This is a genomic window from bacterium (genome assembly GCA_037200965.1).
Lineage (GTDB): Bacteria > Patescibacteriota > Minisyncoccia > Phycocordibacterales > Phycocordibacteraceae > C7867-001.
In genome coordinates, this window is record JBBCGK010000001.1 from 620,065 (window position 1) to 636,158 (window position 16,094).

A 16,094-nucleotide genomic window follows, 5' to 3' on the forward strand; every position below is an offset into this window, starting at 1 on the left:
CCGCTATGAGCTATTCGCAAAGACCGCTTATCGAAGCCTTCAAGCGGGGCGAAGTTCCTGGTGAAAGCACGGTCCCGAAGCATATAGAAACGGTCATCTCGAATGTCTTCCTGTTTCCCGAGCGCGTGTATAAGGTCTATAAGGATGACAACGAGTTCTTCAACAAGAATTTCAGGGACATCTCGGCCAAAGAGGCACGCTTTTCGTTTACCAGAAAGGACTTCGTCTGGAATTCCACGTTAAGCCCTTCAATCTACCTTGAGCTCAAAGGAGCCGCGGTAGCAGGGGCTTCCATGCAGCTTGCCGAGCCTGGCGACAGCGCCGAAGAGCTTGTGTTCCTGATGAACCGAATCGACTCGAAAGATATCTTATTCGAGAAGCTCTCTCGCGGGGAAGTATCGGTCGCAGATGCTTATGCGATCGGCGGTCAGCTTGCGGGGAACTTGGCCAAAGTTCGCACCAGGGCGATAACCGGCCTCAACTATTTCGAGATATTCGAACGGGAGATACGCGATGTGCGCGAATGGATACAGGGAGTGTCCGAGTACATTCCCGAAGAAGAGTGGAAGAAATACTGTGATTTCATGGAAGAATTCAGGCAGACAAACCGCGCGTGGCATGAAGGTGAGCTTAGCGAACAGCTTGCCTATTCGGGCGACGCCCATAGCCATAATGCCGTTTTCTCAAACGGGGCGCTGTACCTGATGGACACGTATGCTCCGAAAGAGGAATGGATGGTGGCGCACAATCTCATTCCTTTCTACCGGATCGGCGCAGACTTATGGGCGCTCGGCAGCAAGGAGCTGTTCGACTCGTATGCCCGTGGCTATGAAGCGGCTCTTGAAACCACCCTCGACCCCCGCCTGCAGGCTCCCTTCATTATCTATGCGGCATCCATCATGGTCTCCTATCTATACATGCTCCAAAAGACGGATACTGACAAGAAAGAGGCTGCAAAGAAATATCATGAATTCATACAGAGGTATTACAAAGAGATTACCAATCCAGACGCACAGATTACGGTTTAGAGGCGCCGAAGGGAAAGGGAAACGCCCCGGCAAAACCGGGGCGTTTCCCTTTCCCTCGATAAAACCTATTTCCCCTTATACACCTGGTCAACGATCCCGTATTTCTTCGCCTCGTCGGCGGTCATGAAGAAGTCGCGCTCGACGTCCTTCTCGATCTTTTCAAGCGGCTGCCCGGTGTTCGCGGCGAGCATCTTGTTGAGGCTCGAACGAAGCTTGAGTATCTGCTTCGCGGTGATCTCGATGTCGGTCGCCTGGCCTTCGGCGCCTCCCGAGGGCTGATGGATCATCACTTCCGCGTTCGGAAGCGCGAAGCGCTTGCCCTTCTTCCCGGCCGAGAGAAGTATCGCGCCGCCGGATGCCGCCATGCCGACGCATACGGTCGAGACGTCAGGCTTGATGTGATTCATGGTATCGACCATGGCAAGCGTTGCCGTGACCGAGCCGCCGGGGGAGTTTATATAGAGCTGGATATCCTTCTTCGGGTCTTCCGACTCGAGAAAGAGCATCTGCGCGATAACGAGGTTCGCAGTATCGTTGTCGATGCCGCCGCCAAGGAAAATGATGCGCTCGCGAAGGAGACGCGAGAAGATATCGTATGCGCGCTCGCCGAACTGCGATTTCTCGATGACCATCGGAACGAGCATGGATGCGCTCGGAGTGCTGTGTTTTTGCATGATAGTTTCTTGGTTACTCGGATACGGTCGTGGTGCCGACCGGGAGCGGCGCCTGGCGCTCGGCTATCTTCTTTCCCCAGGCATAGAAGGCTCCCACGACGACGATCGCCACGATGACGACGATGGCGATAAGTGCGCCATAGGACGTCTGCTTTTCGGTGCGGACGGGTTCAACAGTTGCCGGCGTCTCCCGGCTTGGCACGGGTTCGTTGGGTTCCATGCGAAGAGTATAGCAAACCGCCGCTATGCTTCGAGTTTCGGTTTATATTCCTTGTCGTAGCGCTCGATGCTTTCGTGTACGACCGTTTGAGCGTTCGCGACGTCGAGGAACTCTCCGACCGCGCCGGTTCCGGGCTTTTTGAGCGCCTTATAATTCTCCCAATAGTATTTCGTTTCCGTCTTGAAGTACTCCCCGAGATCCTCGACCGTCTTTATGTGGTCGGCGCGCCGGTCGCTTGCGAGGACGGCGATGATCTTGTCATCCACCTCGCCGCCGTCGACGAACTTCATCGCCCCGATGATGCGGGCCTCGACGAGCGATCCCGGCACCAAAGGCTCCGTAACGTTCACGATCTCCACGTCGAGAGGATCGTTATCAAGATCCCAGGTCTGCGGGATCGCCCCGTACGTGAAGGGATAGGCAAGGGAGGAATAACCGACGCGGTCGAGCTTGAGCTGTCCCGATTCCGTGATGAGTTCGTACTTGTTGATCGAGCCGGACGAGACTTCCACGATTACGTTGACGATGCCTTTCTCCTCATCCGCAAACGCAGGAAGCGCGTGCAGGAGGTTCAGCATGTACCTTGAGGGTTTTTGATCGATGTTTGCCATACGTTTCAGTATACGCTGTGCGGCTATTCATCCGACGCTTTCACGTCGCGCGCTTCCTCGGCGTCGGCCTTGGAGCCGTTGTCGGTGATCGCGGTCTCGTCCGCGACCGTAAGGCTCGAAGCCTCCGGATCGTCCTCATTGATGACCGACTCGCTTTCTGAAGGCTTGAGCCCTATCTCGGCGGACGGGTCCTCGGTCGGCACATGTGCCCGCTCGAGGCTTTCCTTAAGCGCGGCCCGGTCCGCCTTCTCGTCCCGTACGTTCGCAATGGAGATGCTCTCGCCGTCGGAGCCCGCGACGCTCGCGCCCCCGGTCGAGATGATGTCGATGTTCCAGCCCGTGAGCTTGGCGGCGAGGCGTACGTTCTGTCCGCCGCGGCCGATCGCAAGCGACTGCTGGTCCTCGCTCACCGTCACGATCGCGCGGTGGTCGGCCTCGTTAAGCTTCACCTCGATAGCTTCGGCGGGGGAGAGGGACTCCTTTATATAGGAGGCCTGGTCCTCGCTCCACTCGATGATGTCGATGCGCTCGCCTCCGAGTTCCGACATCACGGTAGAGACGCGGACGCCTCGTTGTCCGACAAGGGAGCCGACCGGATCGACGTGCGCCTCGGTCGAGGCGACGGCGATCTTCGTGCGGCTGCCCGCTTCACGCGCGAGTCCCTTCACTTCGATCGCGCCCGAAGCAAGTTCCGGAGCTTCCATCTCGAAGAGCTTCAAGAGGAATTTCGGATGCGAGCGGGAAAGACGCAGGTATACGCCGCGGAATCCCTCGTCGACGGCGTAGAGATACGCGCGGATACGCTCTCCCGGGCGGAAGCGCTCGCCGGGAATTTGCTCCTCGTACGGGATGATGCCGGTCGCGCGACCGAGGTCGACGAAGACCGCGCCGCGCTCGACGCGCTGCGCAATGCCGGAAACGATCTCTCCTTTCTTGTGCCCGAACTCCTCCATGATGGAGATCTTTTCCGCTTCGCGGATCTTCTGTATCACCACCTGCTTCGCGGTCTGTGCCGCGATGCGGCCGAAGTCGTCCTGCGGCTCGAGCGGGAAGACGATCTCCTCGCCAAGCGCCGCGTCGCGCTTGATGCGCTTCGCGTCCTCAAGAAGCATGTGCTTCTCCGCATCAAAGCGGGGAAGTTCGCCTTCGGCCACCTGTTCCTCTTCATGAAAATGTCCGTGATCGGATTCCGGCGCGGCTTCTTCGCCGTCTTCGGGAAAACGCACCATCGAAGCGTCGACGATGGTCTTTACCTGCTCGAAGGACACGGTGCCAGTGTCAAGCGAAAGCTTGGCGCGCACGACCTGGCCACGCTTGCCGTATTCCTTCTTGTACGCGGTTGCCATGGCGACTTCGATCGCGTCGATCATGGTCGCTTTGGAGATGCCGCGCTCTTCGAATTCCGTGAAAACCGAATTGATCGTCTTGAGATCCAACATATATAGGGGGTGTTATAGGGTGTGTAGTAGCGTTTTCCAAAACGGAAGCCCGCTTCCGCGGGCTTCCGTAACGGTCGTGCTGTACGGAAAAGATAGCACGGACGGGGAGCGCGCGTCAAACTATATACCGCCGCCAGTGCATGCTTCGCCTGTTGACGAAAGAGCTACTATGGCTATAATGGCTCGTATGACCAAAACGCTCATCAATGAAAATATGATCGACGCGCGGGAGGCGAAGAATAACTTCGGCGCGCTTATCGACGCCGCGCAGCGCCGCCCTATCATCATCCGCAAGCACGGGCGCAAGGTCGCCGTCATGCTCTCGCCGGAGGAATTCGCGCTTTTCGAGCGCATGGAGGACATCGTGTGGGGAAAGAAGGCGATGGCGGCACTCAAAAAGAACGATTTTCTCGGTCCGGCCGCGTCCAAACGCGTTCTCGACAAGTACCGCAATGCGGCTTGAGCTTTCCAAAGCATTAGACCGTTTCCTCGCCCGCATTCCGAAGAAACACGCGGGCCAAATTACCCGTAAGATCGACGAGTTGCTGATCAATCCCTATCCCATAGACAGCAAGCTCCTGTCCGGCATCCCTCTGTATCGCGTCGATGTAGGCGAATACCGGATAGCGTACCGCGCGTATACGACTATGCTCGTCGTGGTTCTTGTTGGTAAGCGAAACGACGGCGATGTTTACCGCCGCCTGGCGAGGATGTTCCGTTAGCTTTTCATTTTTAGCGCATGAAACCGGAAGTTTCCGCGTTATACTTCCTATACACAGACATGCACGTACCGGAACAACAGCTTACGCAATTCATCATCGATTCGGGGCTGGTATCCCGGAAGGATGTTGATAATGCGCACGCGGAAGCGAGGGAGCGCGGCCGATCCGTCGGCGATGTTCTCGTCCTTCGCGGGCATCTTTCCGAAGACGACCTGCGGCGTACCGCGTCCTATGTCCTTGGTATCCCGTTCGTTCAGTTCGCCGGGAAACAGATCCCTCCCGATATTCTTCTGCTTATTCCCGAGCCCGTCGCCCGGGCGCATAACGTCATAGCGCTTGATGCGGACGAGAGCGGTATCGAAGTCGCCCTTCTCGACATCGACGACCTTGCGTCGCTTGACGCGCTCCGGGAGAAGACCGGGCGCGCCATCCGCCCCCGCCTTACGGACACCGGATCGATCCGCTCCGCGCTTATGCAATACCAGAAGGCTCTTCAGAAAGAGTTCGGCGCGATCATCTCCACCGAATCGAATCTGCTCGACGCTGCCGGTCTTGTCGAAGGCGCCTCTAGGGAAGAAATAACGCGTTTGGCGGAAGACCCCTCGATCGCGCGCATCGTCGATGCGCTTTTGCGCCACGCGATCGTGCAAAACGCGTCTGACGTGCATGTCGAACCGGCGGAAGGAGGAACGCTCGTCCGCTACCGCATCGACGGCGCTCTCCATGACGCCATGTCCCTTCCGGGAAACATCGCTCCGCGCATCATCGCCCGCATCAAGCTGCTTGCCGCGCTCGATCTTCACGAACGGCGCCTGCCGCAGGACGGACGGTTCAGGATGGAGACGGAAAAAGATACGACATCGTTTCGCGTATCGACGCTCCAGACGGACCGCGGCGAGAAGCTCGTGCTGCGCCTCCTTCGCGAAACCGCCGAAGGATTTACGCTCGAGACGCTCGGTTTCCACGGAGAGGGGCTTGAGCATCTACACAAGGCGCTCCGGGAACGAAGCGGGCTTATTCTCGTCGCGGGGCCTTCCGGTTCGGGCAGGACGACCACGCTCTATACGCTTCTCGACATACTGAACGCGCCGGAACGGAGCATCGCGACCATAGAAGAGCGCGTCGAATACCGGATGAAGCGCGTGAGCCAGACGCAAGTGGACGTGTCGGCAGGATTCGGCTTCGCAAACGGCCTGCGCGCGATCCTTCGCCAGGATCCCGATGTCGTCATGGTAGGCGACATAGGGGATGCCGAGACCGCCGCGCTTGCGATAAGCGCGGCGCTATCCGGACGCCTCGTGCTCGGGGCGATATCGGCCGGGAGCGCCGCAGCGGCCATCTCCCGCCTCATAGCTGTGGGGGCGGATCCGTCCTCGCTTGCCGCTTCCCTTAAGGCAGTGATCGCCCAGCGGCTTGCGCGCCGGTTGTGTGATGAGAAAGAAACGTACGTTTTGAATACAAAAGAGCGGGCGCCGGTTGCTCCGGAAGAGAGCTTCCGCGCCGCACTCGGAGCACTTCAGGAAGAGAGGGTCGCGAAGAGCGGTGTTTTTCTCGACACCGTCCCGTTTCCCCGCGCGAAGCCGTCTGCCGAGTGTATGGACGGGTTTAAGGGGTACGTCGGCCTTCAGGAAATCCTTCCCGTATCTTCCGCAATCCGTGATCTCATTGTTCGCGAAGGAACGAACGAGGAGATAGAAGGACAAGCCGTAAGAGAAGGCATGCTCATGCTTTTTGAAGACGGTCTGTATAAGGTGATGCGGGGGATGACGAGCCTCGAGGAAGTGGCGGGTACGATATAGTTATAGGCATGAAGGAGGGAATGCCTGGTACCGGTAAGAACACCCAGTCGCAATCGGAGCCGGAAAGGATCGATCGGCGGGTATTTCTTCGCGGCGTTCTTGCTGGCGGCGCTGCGGTGGCCGCAGGCCCGCTTGCTCCTCAGGAAGCGCAAGCGTCGACAGCGCAAGAGATCCACGAAGGGATGAAAAACGTCGCGGAACTCGAGACGGAAAACGCGAAATACAAGATCGTCTATTCGCTGCATAACATCCCCACCAATCCCGGCGTGCTGGAAAGAAGCGACGCCTTGGTGCTTGAAATGACCGACATCAACGATGGGGAGATAGCAAAATCTGAGGTTACTACGCATATGAACGGACATTCGGGGGCTAGCGGCAAATTGCAGTATCAGGACGTACTACCCACCGCTCTTGATCGAGGGATGCCGGTATATTTTGCAGATGCGATGGGTTTTTCCGAAGAAGCGGTCTTCAGCGAAATGATTAAACGAGAGGTTATCACTCAAGCTGAAGGAACGGTGGGTATAGGAGCGTTGGTTGGTGGGGCCATCTCCCTTAAGAAGAATCAAAGCAGACCGGATAGAAGGAAGTTGCTGGGCGGCATCGCCGGGTTGACGAGCGGAATTTGGCTCAATATGCCAAGAGCGGAAAATCTCGTGCAACGAGCGCTGTATGCGGACAACACGCGGGAACCGGAAGAGGGCTCGCTCTACCGGACGATCGATAAGAAATTGACTGATGCGAATTACCATCTCCATCCCGAAACCCGTACCAAGGTCCGCGATGTTCGTAATACGCTCATAGCCCAAAAAGCGGAGAAACTCGGCAAATGGCTGACGGCAAAGCTCGACAAGAAACCGACCTAACACTTCTCATCGGGGGTGCGCATACGAGGATCGAGCGGGAGCTTGCGCGAACCGAAGAAGAAAGAGTGGAGGAATTGAAGAACATCCTCGGTCCATCGTTTAAGGCACAAGGCGCGGTCGTGAAGGTCTGGAAAGAGAACGGCCGCCTACAAAGCAAAGTCTTTACCGACGAAGCGTTCGAATAGGCCGTTTCTCGTGCCTGCTATACTTGAGTATATGCTCATCGTCGCGAACTGGAAGGCGTATGTGGCGAGCGAAGAGAAGGCGAGGAAGCTCTTCACGCTCGCGAAACGGCTCGCGAAACAGCCGAAGATAAAGATCGCGCTCGCCCCGCCCGCTCCGTACCTGGGGCTTTTCGCAAGTTTCAAAAAGTCGAAAATTTGGCTTGCCGCGCAGGATGTCTCGGAGGCGACTGGCGGGGCCGAAACCGGGGAGGTTCCCGCCCAGTTTCTTTCGGGCCTGGGCGTTTCATACGTGATAATCGGGCACTCGGAACGGAGGGCGAGGGGCGAAACGCTCGAAGCGGTCGCCGTAAAGATGCAGCGGGCAAGCGCACAGGGATTAAAGCCGATTCTTTGCATCGGAGAAAAGGAGCGGGATCATAACGCGGCGTATCTCGCGCTTCTTCGCCAGCAGATCACCAGCGCGCTCGAGCCGCTTACCCAAAAAGAGCGCATGAGCGTTACGATCGCGTACGAGCCCGTATGGGCCATAGGAAAATCCGCGGCTGACGCCATCACGCCGCCCGATCTGCATGAAATGGTGCTCTATATACGGAAAGTCTTGGCCGATCTCGTCCCCGGACGCGCCAACGCGCGCATTCCTATTCTCTACGGCGGTTCGGCGGAAGCGGGGAATATCCGGCTTCTTGCGGCCGGCAGCGGTATCGACGGATTCCTGGTCGGCCATGCTTCAGCCGATCCGGAGATGTTTTCGGAGTTGGTAAGAGCATTAGCATAGTAAGTTCATATAAAAAGTAACGGTGCACCGGCCAGAAGCCAGCACACCGTTAGAAGTCAGGCCGCAACCGAAAGCCTTTCGGCGACGCGCCTAGGCACGTCGCTGTAGAAGCGCTTCGGCAGGGATATGCCATCTTTCACGCACCCGTTGTTGAACTTGTTGATCTGGTAGTTCACGCTGCCTTGCCAGATATCAACCAGCGATGCATCCCGCACATTCGGATGGACGACGAAGTCGGGTGTGTCGTTTCCGGGGCATCTCCAGACGGCACCATCGTAGTGCAGATAGAGTCCGTGCGTGAGCTGATTGCACGGAGCGATGCCGATGTAGGATGCGGCGCCTTCATGGTACAGCTGTTCAAGGGTCATGACGCCGCGGGTGATGGCCCAAGTGTAGACGTCGACGGCGAGGTCGAGATAGTCGTTCTCGAACTTCTCATCCGCAGCCGACCTCACCAGCTTATGGCCCTTGCCGCTCACCATGGTGGGCGGCATCACAACGGGGATATTTCGTTCGGTTCCCCACTGATAGAGCTCGAACGCGCCATGTACGTTTTCGCCCGTAACCGGAGCGCAGGCGATCTCGAGGCGCTGATGCAGGAGGTCGCCGTTCATCCCGAGTCCGCAGAGGCGCTCGATGGCGAGGTTCCGCGCCGCGTGATAGTCGAACCTGATATCGCGGAACTCGCGCAAGTTCTGCGGAATGAAGCGATTTTCAAGCTCGGGATCGAACGACCGTGCGCCGACGAGGAACGTGGTGTTTGGATATGCCGCAAGACGCCGGGTCAGGTCCTCCGATCCGATCCCGTGATAGTGCCGCGACAGATGGTCATTGCCCATGATTGCCGCCTTGGTGAAGATACCGGCGATGATGTTCCTTTTCGCCAGCTCATCGAGGATGAAGAAGAGCTTTGAATTCGCCAGCAGTTCTCCGGGACCGAGAAACTTCATCGACTCGAGCCCGAGCAGTTTCGCCTGGTCGACAACCCGCATGACTTCAGGAAGAGTCATGATCGGATTGACCAATTCGGCGTTGTTGAAGCAGCCGGGACAGGCGTGCGGACACGGATAGTTCTTCACGAACGTGTCCTTCGCCTCTTTGGAACCGGGCGCATGCGCGTTGACCTTGGCCGCAAAACCGGCCTCGGGGATATTGAGATCGAGGGTAAGCATTTTCTTTACGCGCTTGCCTTCAATCTCAACGCTTTCCCCGATACGGCTTTCAGGGAAGCTCCATTTATACACCATCAATGCGTAGCCGTTCGGGATCTGGCCCTTGGGCGGCAGAATGGGCACAACGGCAGGGAATATGTTTTTCATGACGGTAGCCTTTCGGGTTGGGTTGCCTTTCTTTCAAGAAGCTTCGCACTTCTTCCGCAAGTATATTTCTACAAGTCAAGGATGTCAATAGGTCGTATGCTAAAATAGGGCTTACTTAAAGCATGTGCACAGTAGTGTGGAACGCGTTTGACACGAATATACCCTATAGAGTATGATTAAACTCATGAAAAAAAGACAAGAGGACGCGTCAGAAACGCTTCTGTCTTTAGGGCTTTCAAGAAGGGAAGTAGGAGTGTATATCGCGCTTTTAGAGCTTGGACACGGGACGGTCACCCAGATATCAAGAAAGGCGGGTATAAATAGGACGACTGGTTACGATATCCTTGATGCGTTAGCGCACAAGAACCTCGCGCGGCTCTCCGGTAAGGAGCCAAAGGAAGAATACGTGGCTGAATCTCCGGAAAAGCTCGTTACGCTGCTTGATGAGAAGCTGGCAGAGACACAAAAGCAGCTGATCCTTGCGAAGGAATTTCTCCCGCAACTCAAAGCGATGCATACGGTTCAGGATCGTCCGCAAGTACGGTTCTATGAGGGTGTCGAAGGACTCAAAGAAGTATATGAAGACACTTTGACTTCCCCGGAACCGATTCGTGCGTACGCCTGTATCGACGACATGCACAAGGCGCTCCCCAACTACTTTCCCGAGTACTATAAACGTCGCGCGCGCAAAGGCATCTCGATACGCGGCATAGTCCCCGAGACAAAAACGGCGATGGCGCAGGCTGCGTTTAATGCGGAGGAAAAACGCGATATAGCGTTCGTGCCTGCCGATAAGTATTACTTCTCTCCGGAAATAAATATTTACGCTAATAAAGTTATGGTGGCATCGTGGCGCGAGAAGCTCGGCATCATCATAGAAAGCGCCGAGATCGCTGATGCCATGAAAAAGATATATGAGCTGGCGTGGGCAGAAGCCAAGCGGCTTGATGCGGCGAACTCACCGGTGTCGACATAGGCAACGTCGAAGGAAGGAGCAGGTTACTATGTATCCATGAAAAGCGTTCGCGATATTCCGGTGCTTGAAAACGTACCGGTATTCGTGCGCTCGTCGCTCAATGTTCCGTTGGTAGATGGAAAGGTAGCGAACGCGTACCGCATCAAGCACGCGCTTCCCACCATCGAATTCCTCCGGAAAGAGAACGCGCGCATTGTTATCGGAAGCCATATCGGGGAAGCGGGAACCGAGACGCTCGAGCCCGTATACCTCGCGCTCAAGCAGATGCTCCCCGGCGTCTCGTTCTGCCCGGTCTCTACGGGTCCCCGGGCGCGCGAAGCGGTGCGGGCGCTTCTGCCGGGCGAAGTTCTCGTGCTTGAGAACCTGCGCAGGAATCGGGGGGAAGTGATGAACGACATGGCGTTTGCCGAAGCGCTTGCCGAACTCACGGATGTCTTTGTCGAAGATGCGTTCGATACCTGCCATCGCGAGCACGCATCGATAGTAAGCCTTCCGACGCTCCTGCCTTCGTATGCGGGGCTTCAGCTCATCGAGGAGATCGCCGAACTCTCGAAGGCGCTCAAACCGAAGGCCCCGTCGCTCGCGGTCATCGGCGGCGCGAAGTTCGGCACCAAGGAGCCCGTGATCCGCAAGCTTCTCTCCCTCTACACGCACGTGTTTGTGGGCGGCGCGCTTGCGAACGATTTTCTCGCAGCTAAGGGCTATCCCGTGGGAAAGTCGCTCGTTTCGGGCGGAGATGCCGCCGCTACTAAAGAACTCTTGGTGGATAAGAAACTGGTGCTTCCGCTCGATTCGCTCGTCTGCAAATCCGGCGGCGCGAAAACGCCCGGACAGGCACGTATCGCGGGACTTGATGACGTTCAGGAAGACGAAACCATCCTCGATCACGGCCCGAAGACGAATGAAATGCTCGCGAGATTGGCAGCCGGCGCGAAGACGATTCTCTGGAACGGGCCGCTCGGCCAGTATGAGGCGGGCTTCACGGAAGCGACGGATGCGCTTGCGGTCGCCATCGCCGACTCAGGCGCGGAGTCATACATCGGGGGAGGAGACACGGAAGCTGCCATCGACTCGCTCGGCCTCAACCGCCGATTCACGTTCATATCGACCGGCGGCGGCGCGATGCTTTCGTATCTTGCGAAGGGGACGCTTCCGGGGATTGAGGCGCTGGGCTAGGTTCCGTACAGGTTATGGTGCGTGTCGATGTCCGTGAGGACGATGGCGTCACCTACCATCTCGTAGATGAGTCGCCAATCGCCGGTCACGTTGATGCTTCGAAAGCCCGTCCATTCTCCCCGCAAGGGATGGTTGTTAAGTAGCGGGTTTTGAGGATCGGCCATAAACAGCCTAAGGCGCTCGACGAGCGCGCGGCGGATACCAGCCGGTAGGCGCGATACTCGTTTCTCAAACTGTCGTTTGCGGAGAACCTGCATGACTATGCGCGTATGGCGCGCGCGAATTCTTCAAGGGACGAAGCGATGAAATGCTCCGGATGTTCGCGGTATTCGCGGCTAAGCGCTTCCCATTCGCGCAGCTTCTCCGGACGCGGTACAAGCGATACCTCGAACCGCCCGTCGGAAACGAACTGCGCGAGCTGCGCGTTCATAACGGTAGTAAGGGGAATGCCGAGCTTCTGCGCGGTGCGCTTCGCGGCATCCCGGAGCTTTTTGTCAGTCTTGATGGTGATAGTTGTTTTCGTATTCATACCTATATACTACTTTGGGTATGAGCGTGCTGTCAATCCAATGCAGTTCAAATCTCGTCCGCGAGCCCGCGCACTTCACAAAACCGCCTATCTGGGCGGCTTTGTGTTTAAGAGAACGGAATGTTTAAACCAGGTATACTTTTAGTTATGGAAGACTGCATTTTCTGCAAAATAGTGAACCGAGAATCACCTGCCTCGGTAGTGTTTGAAGACGATACCTCTATGGTAATTGAACCCATTGATCCTATTTCAAAAGGACATGTACTCGTGCTGCCCAAGAAACATTTTGTGAATATGCTCGATACCGACGACGAGACGTTATCTCATCTTGCTGTCGTTTCCAAGAATGTCGGGCACACAGTGCTTGGAAAAAACAACGCTCACTCAATGAACCTTCTCCATGCCGCTGGGATGGAGGCGCAGCAATCCGTATTCCATCTCCACTTCCATATCGTGCCACGGTATGAGAATGATGGGCTGGATCTCTGGTTTAGGAACAGTCTCTAGGATTAGAGAGGATACTGGAATCGAACCATTCTCTCAGAAAGCACAGTAAGCTGAGCTAACACAATTTCGGTATAAGAATATAGCCCCTACACTCTCTTATCTTGGTTCCAACAGCGTCTACGAGCTCGCGCACTCTGGACGATAGTGGAACTGCTATAGTTCCTGATATGGAAATTCCACAGATTAAGATGATTTACGCTTATCCGTTAGACGAGGACAGGCGACGGTTTTTCTCTCAACAAAACTTAGGCCGGTATCCCTCCGTTGAAGAGGTCAGGGATACGACTTCTCACTGGAGAAATGTATGGAATGAAACCAATAGAGACAACAGGATCGTCTTAACGTTACAAGAGTTAACGAAGAGAGTGCCAACGCGGAGCTTAGAGTGTTTCATTATCGGAGGAGGCATTAAAGCCATGTCTACCCCCTTCATTATTTCAGTCAGAAAAAGAAATGGGGAAGAGCGCTCAGATCAAGACTTCATCGAGACGCTAATTCACGAAGCAGCGCATATTTTCGTATCAGACGTTCCGGCCTACTTCGACTCTCTTCGCGAGAAATATTCCGGGAGCCGCTATCTGCCCGGAATCATATACTCATTTACGCGCTATTAGAGAAACTATACTTAGACCTATTTAATTCTCGCCCAAGTGACTTTGCTAACAGTGACCTGCCGGACAGTTATATCCGAGCGATAGAAATCGTTAAGCAAGAGGGTTACGAAAAGCTGATTGAAGAATACCAGTCCTTCGTGTAGTAGTTCCGAGGTTGTCCGTAAGGTCGCGACCCTCCCATCTGTTTCACAAATATGCCCGAATCTTCCCCGCATTCCCCTCGAAATCCATTTTGTCCCCTTCCGCTTGGCCTGGGAATATCCAGATATTCAATCGGTGGCAACGCGGTAGTAGCGTATCTTGCATGGGAAACGCTTCCGGGGACTGAGGCGCTGGAATCCTAGAGAGCCTTCCACATAAAGGCATGCATATTTTTAAACAGATTAGCGATATCCTTGTTTTCGATAACAACCGCAGATAAGTCCCGGAGACTTATAAGCGCGACCTTTTCGTTGAAAACAAGAACGTCGACATTGGACGTAAACCATTCGGGGAGCCGTTTGTCTGATTTATTTTCATATCCGTTCTTCTCGCGCAGAGCTCGCAGTTTTTTGTAGGTTTTAGCGCTTGCGATAAACAAATCCTTCGCCTTAAACGCGTGATCGCTATTTGTCTTGTCGAAATCGCCGTATTCTGCTTCGGTGAAGTTTTCGAAGAAAATATCGGCGGGGAAGATGGAATACGTATCGCCGAGCGTTTTAAACAGTTCCTCGTAAATATTCTTGATCGCACGCTTTCCTTCGAAGAAGCCGACCTTGGGCTTGTTCGTCGCGCGTTCATATATCTTGCTCATGACGGCGGCAGTCGAGTCGAATGCTAGAAGCTCCTTCCTAAGATTTGCGGCGACGGTCTTCGGATCGACTGCCGCGTACAGCGTGCGCTTGCCGATAGGTATCCGAGTAATGAAACCCTTTTTGAGCAGAAGATCCAGATATTCGTAGCAGGTAGCGCGCCGCACGTCCGCTTGGCGGACTATATCCGCGACTCCCATGCGGCTTTTCCCGAGAAGCGACACGTAAATCACCGCAGCCTTATCCGGCAAACCGATTCGTTCCAACTCCTTTATGAACGGGATATGTTCCATAAGTTCATATAAGCTGACTTGGAACAAATGTCAACGAAAGCGACATATTTTACCAGTACCCTCTAAACCACCCTTCACTTTATAAGTCTATTAATAAATATAAGCGTTATTCCAGACACAAGTACCCATTTATTGAATACTGGGCGGGCTGGTATGGCGCTAAAATCAAAGACAACTCTGCAAACCAAACGCGGCATTTTCGAAGTCGGATATTACGTTGTAGACGGGAATCCTTATGTTTCTTTCCGCTACGGGGATGTTTCCCAGGGCAGACCAATAGTGCGATTACAGTCGGCTTGCCTTTTCGGGGAGGCTTTCGGTTCGCTTGAGTGCGAGTGTGGCGCGCAACTTGCCAAGGCTCTGGACGCCATTGTTAGCCGCGGGGCGGGTCTTGTGCTCTATGCCTATGCGGAAGGTCGTGGCGCAGGGCTTGAGAAAAAGATAGAAGCTATGGAGATTCAAAGGACGACCGGATGCAATACAGTCGAAGCTTTTGACTCGCTTGGTCTTGAGAAGTCCGACTACCGGGATTATCAGGCTGAGGTGAACATCCTCACCGAGTTAGGCACAAGCCTCCATATCTGCTTGTTTTCGAAAAATCCAGCTCGATATCAAGCGCTCAAAGACGCAGGCTTCGATGTAGATCCATATGAGTAGCTCGTCTGAGCTTATGTATCGTTGGCTTCGCGTATCTCCTACCGGAGACGGATATATCGAGCCCGATTATTACGATCAGCTTCTCAGAAAGTATATCTTTGATGGTAAAGAGGATACCGAGTACTTCCGAGAACATCTTGCAAAAGCACCTTCTCATTCAGCATTTCTTGAGCTTGGCCCCGGGACCGGACGAGCGACAAATATACTATTCGCATCGGTTCCGGACATACATTCGCTTACGCTCGTTGATTTAAGCAGCCGTATGCTTAGTAGCTGCAAACAAGTTTTCACCCGCAAAGAATGCATTTCTTATGTCGTTTCCGATTCCATAGATTTCCTGTTGTCAGTGCAGTCGTCGTACGACTATATCTATAGCCTGTGGAGTCTTTCTCACTCCATACACAAGAATCTTGAAGACTTGGGAAAAGAAGACGGAAAAGCAAAAGTACGAGAGGCGCTCTTAAAAATGGTACGGGAGAATCTCAACCGGAACGGCTCTTTATTCCTGATACATTTCGATTCTTCCTCTCCCGAGCAGGAAATATCTATTCGGCAAAGGCGGCGCGATTCCCGTGACCGGAAATTGTTTGCAGATGTCTCCAAACAAAGTCCCTCTAAGGAAATACTCGACGAGTGCCTTGAAGAATTAAGGCGCTCGGGTGAGATCTGTTTTGAATGTGAGAGGCATGTAGGTACAGCGCTCGAATTCAGTTCGCTCGACGAAGCGCTCGAGTATTATCTTAATTTCCATATGGCTTCGTATTTCAATACCTCAAGTTCGATCGACGACATCTTGAAGGAGCTTTCTCAGGATTTACTGGAACACCAAGGGAGTGATGGAAAGATACGGATCGTTCCCGGTTGCTTCATCTACAAAGCAAGTAAGCCTGGTTAAATGTTGGTTGCCAGAAAG

The 16,094-nt window shown here is 54.7% G+C and carries 21 protein-coding genes; 13 read left to right on the forward strand and 8 right to left on the reverse strand.

The genetic code is table 11. The features are described 5' to 3' along the window. Positions 1-5: 5 nt before the first annotated feature. A complete protein-coding gene (locus WDN10_03585) occupies positions 6-1,028 on the forward strand; it encodes a hypothetical protein (protein ID MEJ0053774.1) in 1,023 nt (340 codons plus the stop codon). A gap of 65 nt (positions 1,029-1,093) precedes the next feature. On the opposite strand, the gene clpP is transcribed toward WDN10_03585, so the two are convergent. The 4 genes from clpP to nusA are packed head-to-tail and all read right to left on the reverse strand — an operon-like array spanning position 1,094 to position 3,972. Continuing rightward, positions 1,094-1,702: an ATP-dependent Clp endopeptidase proteolytic subunit ClpP gene (gene clpP, locus WDN10_03590; protein MEJ0053775.1), complete on the reverse strand. Its 609-nt coding sequence runs from the start codon at positions 1,700-1,702 to the stop codon at positions 1,094-1,096. A 13-nt stretch (positions 1,703-1,715) separates the two neighbouring features. Beyond that, the gene (locus WDN10_03595) at positions 1,716-1,922 is read right to left on the reverse strand and encodes a hypothetical protein (protein ID MEJ0053776.1); all 207 of its coding nucleotides are present in this window, start codon (positions 1,920-1,922) and stop codon (positions 1,716-1,718) included. 23 nt (positions 1,923-1,945) lie between these two features. Beyond that, positions 1,946-2,533 carry an inorganic diphosphatase gene (locus WDN10_03600; GenBank protein MEJ0053777.1) on the reverse strand — a complete coding sequence of 196 codons (588 nt, stop codon included), beginning with the start codon at positions 2,531-2,533 and terminating at the stop codon, positions 1,946-1,948. Between the two features lie 23 nt (positions 2,534-2,556). After that, on the reverse strand, positions 2,557-3,972 hold the full coding sequence (nusA, locus tag WDN10_03605; protein MEJ0053778.1) for a transcription termination factor NusA: 1,416 nt from the start codon (positions 3,970-3,972) through the stop codon (positions 2,557-2,559). A gap of 187 nt (positions 3,973-4,159) precedes the next feature. Here nusA and WDN10_03610 point away from each other — a divergent pair, with 187 nt between their 5' ends. The 6 genes from WDN10_03610 to tpiA are packed head-to-tail and all read left to right on the forward strand — an operon-like array spanning position 4,160 to position 8,319. Then, positions 4,160-4,435 (forward strand): type II toxin-antitoxin system Phd/YefM family antitoxin, encoded by a 276-nt coding sequence (locus WDN10_03610; GenBank protein ID MEJ0053779.1) that lies wholly within the window; start codon positions 4,160-4,162, stop codon positions 4,433-4,435. Next, entirely contained in the window at positions 4,425-4,694 is a 270-nt protein-coding gene (locus tag WDN10_03615) for a type II toxin-antitoxin system RelE/ParE family toxin (GenBank protein MEJ0053780.1), read from the forward strand. Before WDN10_03610 ends, WDN10_03615 begins: the two co-directional genes overlap by 11 nt. 59 nt (positions 4,695-4,753) lie before the next feature. Next, on the forward strand, positions 4,754-6,493 hold the full coding sequence (locus tag WDN10_03620) for a GspE/PulE family protein (GenBank protein ID MEJ0053781.1): 1,740 nt from the start codon (positions 4,754-4,756) through the stop codon (positions 6,491-6,493). Positions 6,494-6,501: 8 nt separating this feature from the next. Continuing rightward, positions 6,502-7,359: a twin-arginine translocation signal domain-containing protein gene (locus WDN10_03625; protein MEJ0053782.1), complete on the forward strand. Its 858-nt coding sequence runs from the start codon at positions 6,502-6,504 to the stop codon at positions 7,357-7,359. Continuing rightward, positions 7,323-7,544 (forward strand): hypothetical protein, encoded by a 222-nt coding sequence (locus WDN10_03630; GenBank protein MEJ0053783.1) that lies wholly within the window; start codon positions 7,323-7,325, stop codon positions 7,542-7,544. Before WDN10_03625 ends, WDN10_03630 begins: the two co-directional genes overlap by 37 nt. Before the next feature lie 31 nt (positions 7,545-7,575). Beyond that, positions 7,576-8,319: a triose-phosphate isomerase gene (gene tpiA / locus WDN10_03635; protein MEJ0053784.1), complete on the forward strand. Its 744-nt coding sequence runs from the start codon at positions 7,576-7,578 to the stop codon at positions 8,317-8,319. A 56-nt stretch (positions 8,320-8,375) separates the two neighbouring features. Here tpiA and WDN10_03640 read toward each other — a convergent pair whose 3' ends face one another. Next, on the reverse strand, positions 8,376-9,638 hold the full coding sequence (locus WDN10_03640; protein ID MEJ0053785.1) for a hypothetical protein: 1,263 nt from the start codon (positions 9,636-9,638) through the stop codon (positions 8,376-8,378). Between the two features lie 184 nt (positions 9,639-9,822). Between WDN10_03640 and WDN10_03645 the strand changes: the two genes are divergently transcribed. After that, entirely contained in the window at positions 9,823-10,614 is a 792-nt protein-coding gene (locus WDN10_03645; GenBank protein ID MEJ0053786.1) for a helix-turn-helix domain-containing protein, read from the forward strand. A gap of 36 nt (positions 10,615-10,650) precedes the next feature. Then, positions 10,651-11,790 carry a phosphoglycerate kinase gene (gene pgk / locus WDN10_03650; protein MEJ0053787.1) on the forward strand — a complete coding sequence of 380 codons (1,140 nt, stop codon included), beginning with the start codon at positions 10,651-10,653 and terminating at the stop codon, positions 11,788-11,790. On the opposite strand, the gene WDN10_03655 is transcribed toward pgk, so the two are convergent. Both WDN10_03655 and WDN10_03660 read right to left on the reverse strand, forming a co-directional pair. Further along, positions 11,787-12,047 (reverse strand): type II toxin-antitoxin system mRNA interferase toxin, RelE/StbE family, encoded by a 261-nt coding sequence (locus tag WDN10_03655; GenBank protein ID MEJ0053788.1) that lies wholly within the window; start codon positions 12,045-12,047, stop codon positions 11,787-11,789. The two genes, pgk and WDN10_03655, sit on opposite strands and share 4 nt — an antisense overlap. A 2-nt stretch (positions 12,048-12,049) precedes the next feature. Next, the gene (locus WDN10_03660) at positions 12,050-12,319 is read right to left on the reverse strand and encodes a hypothetical protein (GenBank protein ID MEJ0053789.1); all 270 of its coding nucleotides are present in this window, start codon (positions 12,317-12,319) and stop codon (positions 12,050-12,052) included. Between the two features lie 147 nt (positions 12,320-12,466). On the opposite strand from WDN10_03660, the gene WDN10_03665 reads away from it, so the two are divergent. Together WDN10_03665 and WDN10_03670 are read left to right on the forward strand one after the other, a co-directional pair. Continuing rightward, on the forward strand, positions 12,467-12,826 hold the full coding sequence (locus WDN10_03665) for an HIT domain-containing protein (GenBank protein ID MEJ0053790.1): 360 nt from the start codon (positions 12,467-12,469) through the stop codon (positions 12,824-12,826). 167 nt (positions 12,827-12,993) lie between these two features. Continuing rightward, positions 12,994-13,440 (forward strand): hypothetical protein, encoded by a 447-nt coding sequence (locus tag WDN10_03670; protein ID MEJ0053791.1) that lies wholly within the window; start codon positions 12,994-12,996, stop codon positions 13,438-13,440. Between the two features lie 340 nt (positions 13,441-13,780). On the opposite strand, the gene WDN10_03675 is transcribed toward WDN10_03670, so the two are convergent. Continuing rightward, the gene (locus WDN10_03675; protein ID MEJ0053792.1) at positions 13,781-14,524 is read right to left on the reverse strand and encodes a helix-turn-helix domain-containing protein; all 744 of its coding nucleotides are present in this window, start codon (positions 14,522-14,524) and stop codon (positions 13,781-13,783) included. Positions 14,525-14,677: 153 nt separating this feature from the next. On the opposite strand from WDN10_03675, the gene WDN10_03680 reads away from it, so the two are divergent. Together WDN10_03680 and WDN10_03685 are read left to right on the forward strand one after the other, a co-directional pair. Then, positions 14,678-15,181 (forward strand): GTP cyclohydrolase II, encoded by a 504-nt coding sequence (locus tag WDN10_03680; GenBank protein MEJ0053793.1) that lies wholly within the window; start codon positions 14,678-14,680, stop codon positions 15,179-15,181. Positions 15,182-15,194: 13 nt separating this feature from the next. After that, positions 15,195-16,076 (forward strand): class I SAM-dependent methyltransferase, encoded by an 882-nt coding sequence (locus WDN10_03685; GenBank protein ID MEJ0053794.1) that lies wholly within the window; start codon positions 15,195-15,197, stop codon positions 16,074-16,076. Positions 16,077-16,094: the final 18 nt, after the last annotated feature.

Bases quoted from the DNA above. Each gene is read 5' to 3' on its own strand.
- WDN10_03680 (MEJ0053793.1), top strand. From the start codon at position 14,678: ATGGCGCTAAAATCAAAGACAACTCTGCAAACCAAACGCGGCATTTTC.
- WDN10_03645 (MEJ0053786.1), top strand. From the start codon at position 9,823: ATGAAAAAAAGACAAGAGGACGCGTCAGAAACGCTTCTGTCTTTAGGG.
- nusA (MEJ0053778.1), bottom strand. From the start codon at position 3,972: ATGTTGGATCTCAAGACGATCAATTCGGTTTTCACGGAATTCGAAGAG.
- WDN10_03640 (MEJ0053785.1), bottom strand. From the start codon at position 9,638: ATGAAAAACATATTCCCTGCCGTTGTGCCCATTCTGCCGCCCAAGGGC.
- WDN10_03585 (MEJ0053774.1), top strand. From the start codon at position 6: ATGAGCTATTCGCAAAGACCGCTTATCGAAGCCTTCAAGCGGGGCGAA.
- WDN10_03625 (MEJ0053782.1), top strand. From the start codon at position 6,502: ATGAAGGAGGGAATGCCTGGTACCGGTAAGAACACCCAGTCGCAATCG.
- WDN10_03655 (MEJ0053788.1), bottom strand. From the start codon at position 12,047: ATGCAGGTTCTCCGCAAACGACAGTTTGAGAAACGAGTATCGCGCCTA.
- WDN10_03615 (MEJ0053780.1), top strand. From the start codon at position 4,425: ATGCGGCTTGAGCTTTCCAAAGCATTAGACCGTTTCCTCGCCCGCATT.
- WDN10_03675 (MEJ0053792.1), bottom strand. From the start codon at position 14,524: ATGGAACATATCCCGTTCATAAAGGAGTTGGAACGAATCGGTTTGCCG.
- WDN10_03630 (MEJ0053783.1), top strand. From the start codon at position 7,323: ATGGCTGACGGCAAAGCTCGACAAGAAACCGACCTAACACTTCTCATC.
- pgk (MEJ0053787.1), top strand. From the start codon at position 10,651: ATGAAAAGCGTTCGCGATATTCCGGTGCTTGAAAACGTACCGGTATTC.
- WDN10_03685 (MEJ0053794.1), top strand. From the start codon at position 15,195: ATGTATCGTTGGCTTCGCGTATCTCCTACCGGAGACGGATATATCGAG.
- clpP (MEJ0053775.1), bottom strand. From the start codon at position 1,702: ATGCAAAAACACAGCACTCCGAGCGCATCCATGCTCGTTCCGATGGTC.
- WDN10_03610 (MEJ0053779.1), top strand. From the start codon at position 4,160: ATGACCAAAACGCTCATCAATGAAAATATGATCGACGCGCGGGAGGCG.
- WDN10_03600 (MEJ0053777.1), bottom strand. From the start codon at position 2,533: ATGGCAAACATCGATCAAAAACCCTCAAGGTACATGCTGAACCTCCTG.
- WDN10_03620 (MEJ0053781.1), top strand. From the start codon at position 4,754: ATGCACGTACCGGAACAACAGCTTACGCAATTCATCATCGATTCGGGG.
- WDN10_03670 (MEJ0053791.1), top strand. From the start codon at position 12,994: ATGGAAATTCCACAGATTAAGATGATTTACGCTTATCCGTTAGACGAG.
- WDN10_03660 (MEJ0053789.1), bottom strand. From the start codon at position 12,319: ATGAATACGAAAACAACTATCACCATCAAGACTGACAAAAAGCTCCGG.
- WDN10_03665 (MEJ0053790.1), top strand. From the start codon at position 12,467: ATGGAAGACTGCATTTTCTGCAAAATAGTGAACCGAGAATCACCTGCC.
- WDN10_03595 (MEJ0053776.1), bottom strand. From the start codon at position 1,922: ATGGAACCCAACGAACCCGTGCCAAGCCGGGAGACGCCGGCAACTGTT.
- tpiA (MEJ0053784.1), top strand. From the start codon at position 7,576: ATGCTCATCGTCGCGAACTGGAAGGCGTATGTGGCGAGCGAAGAGAAG.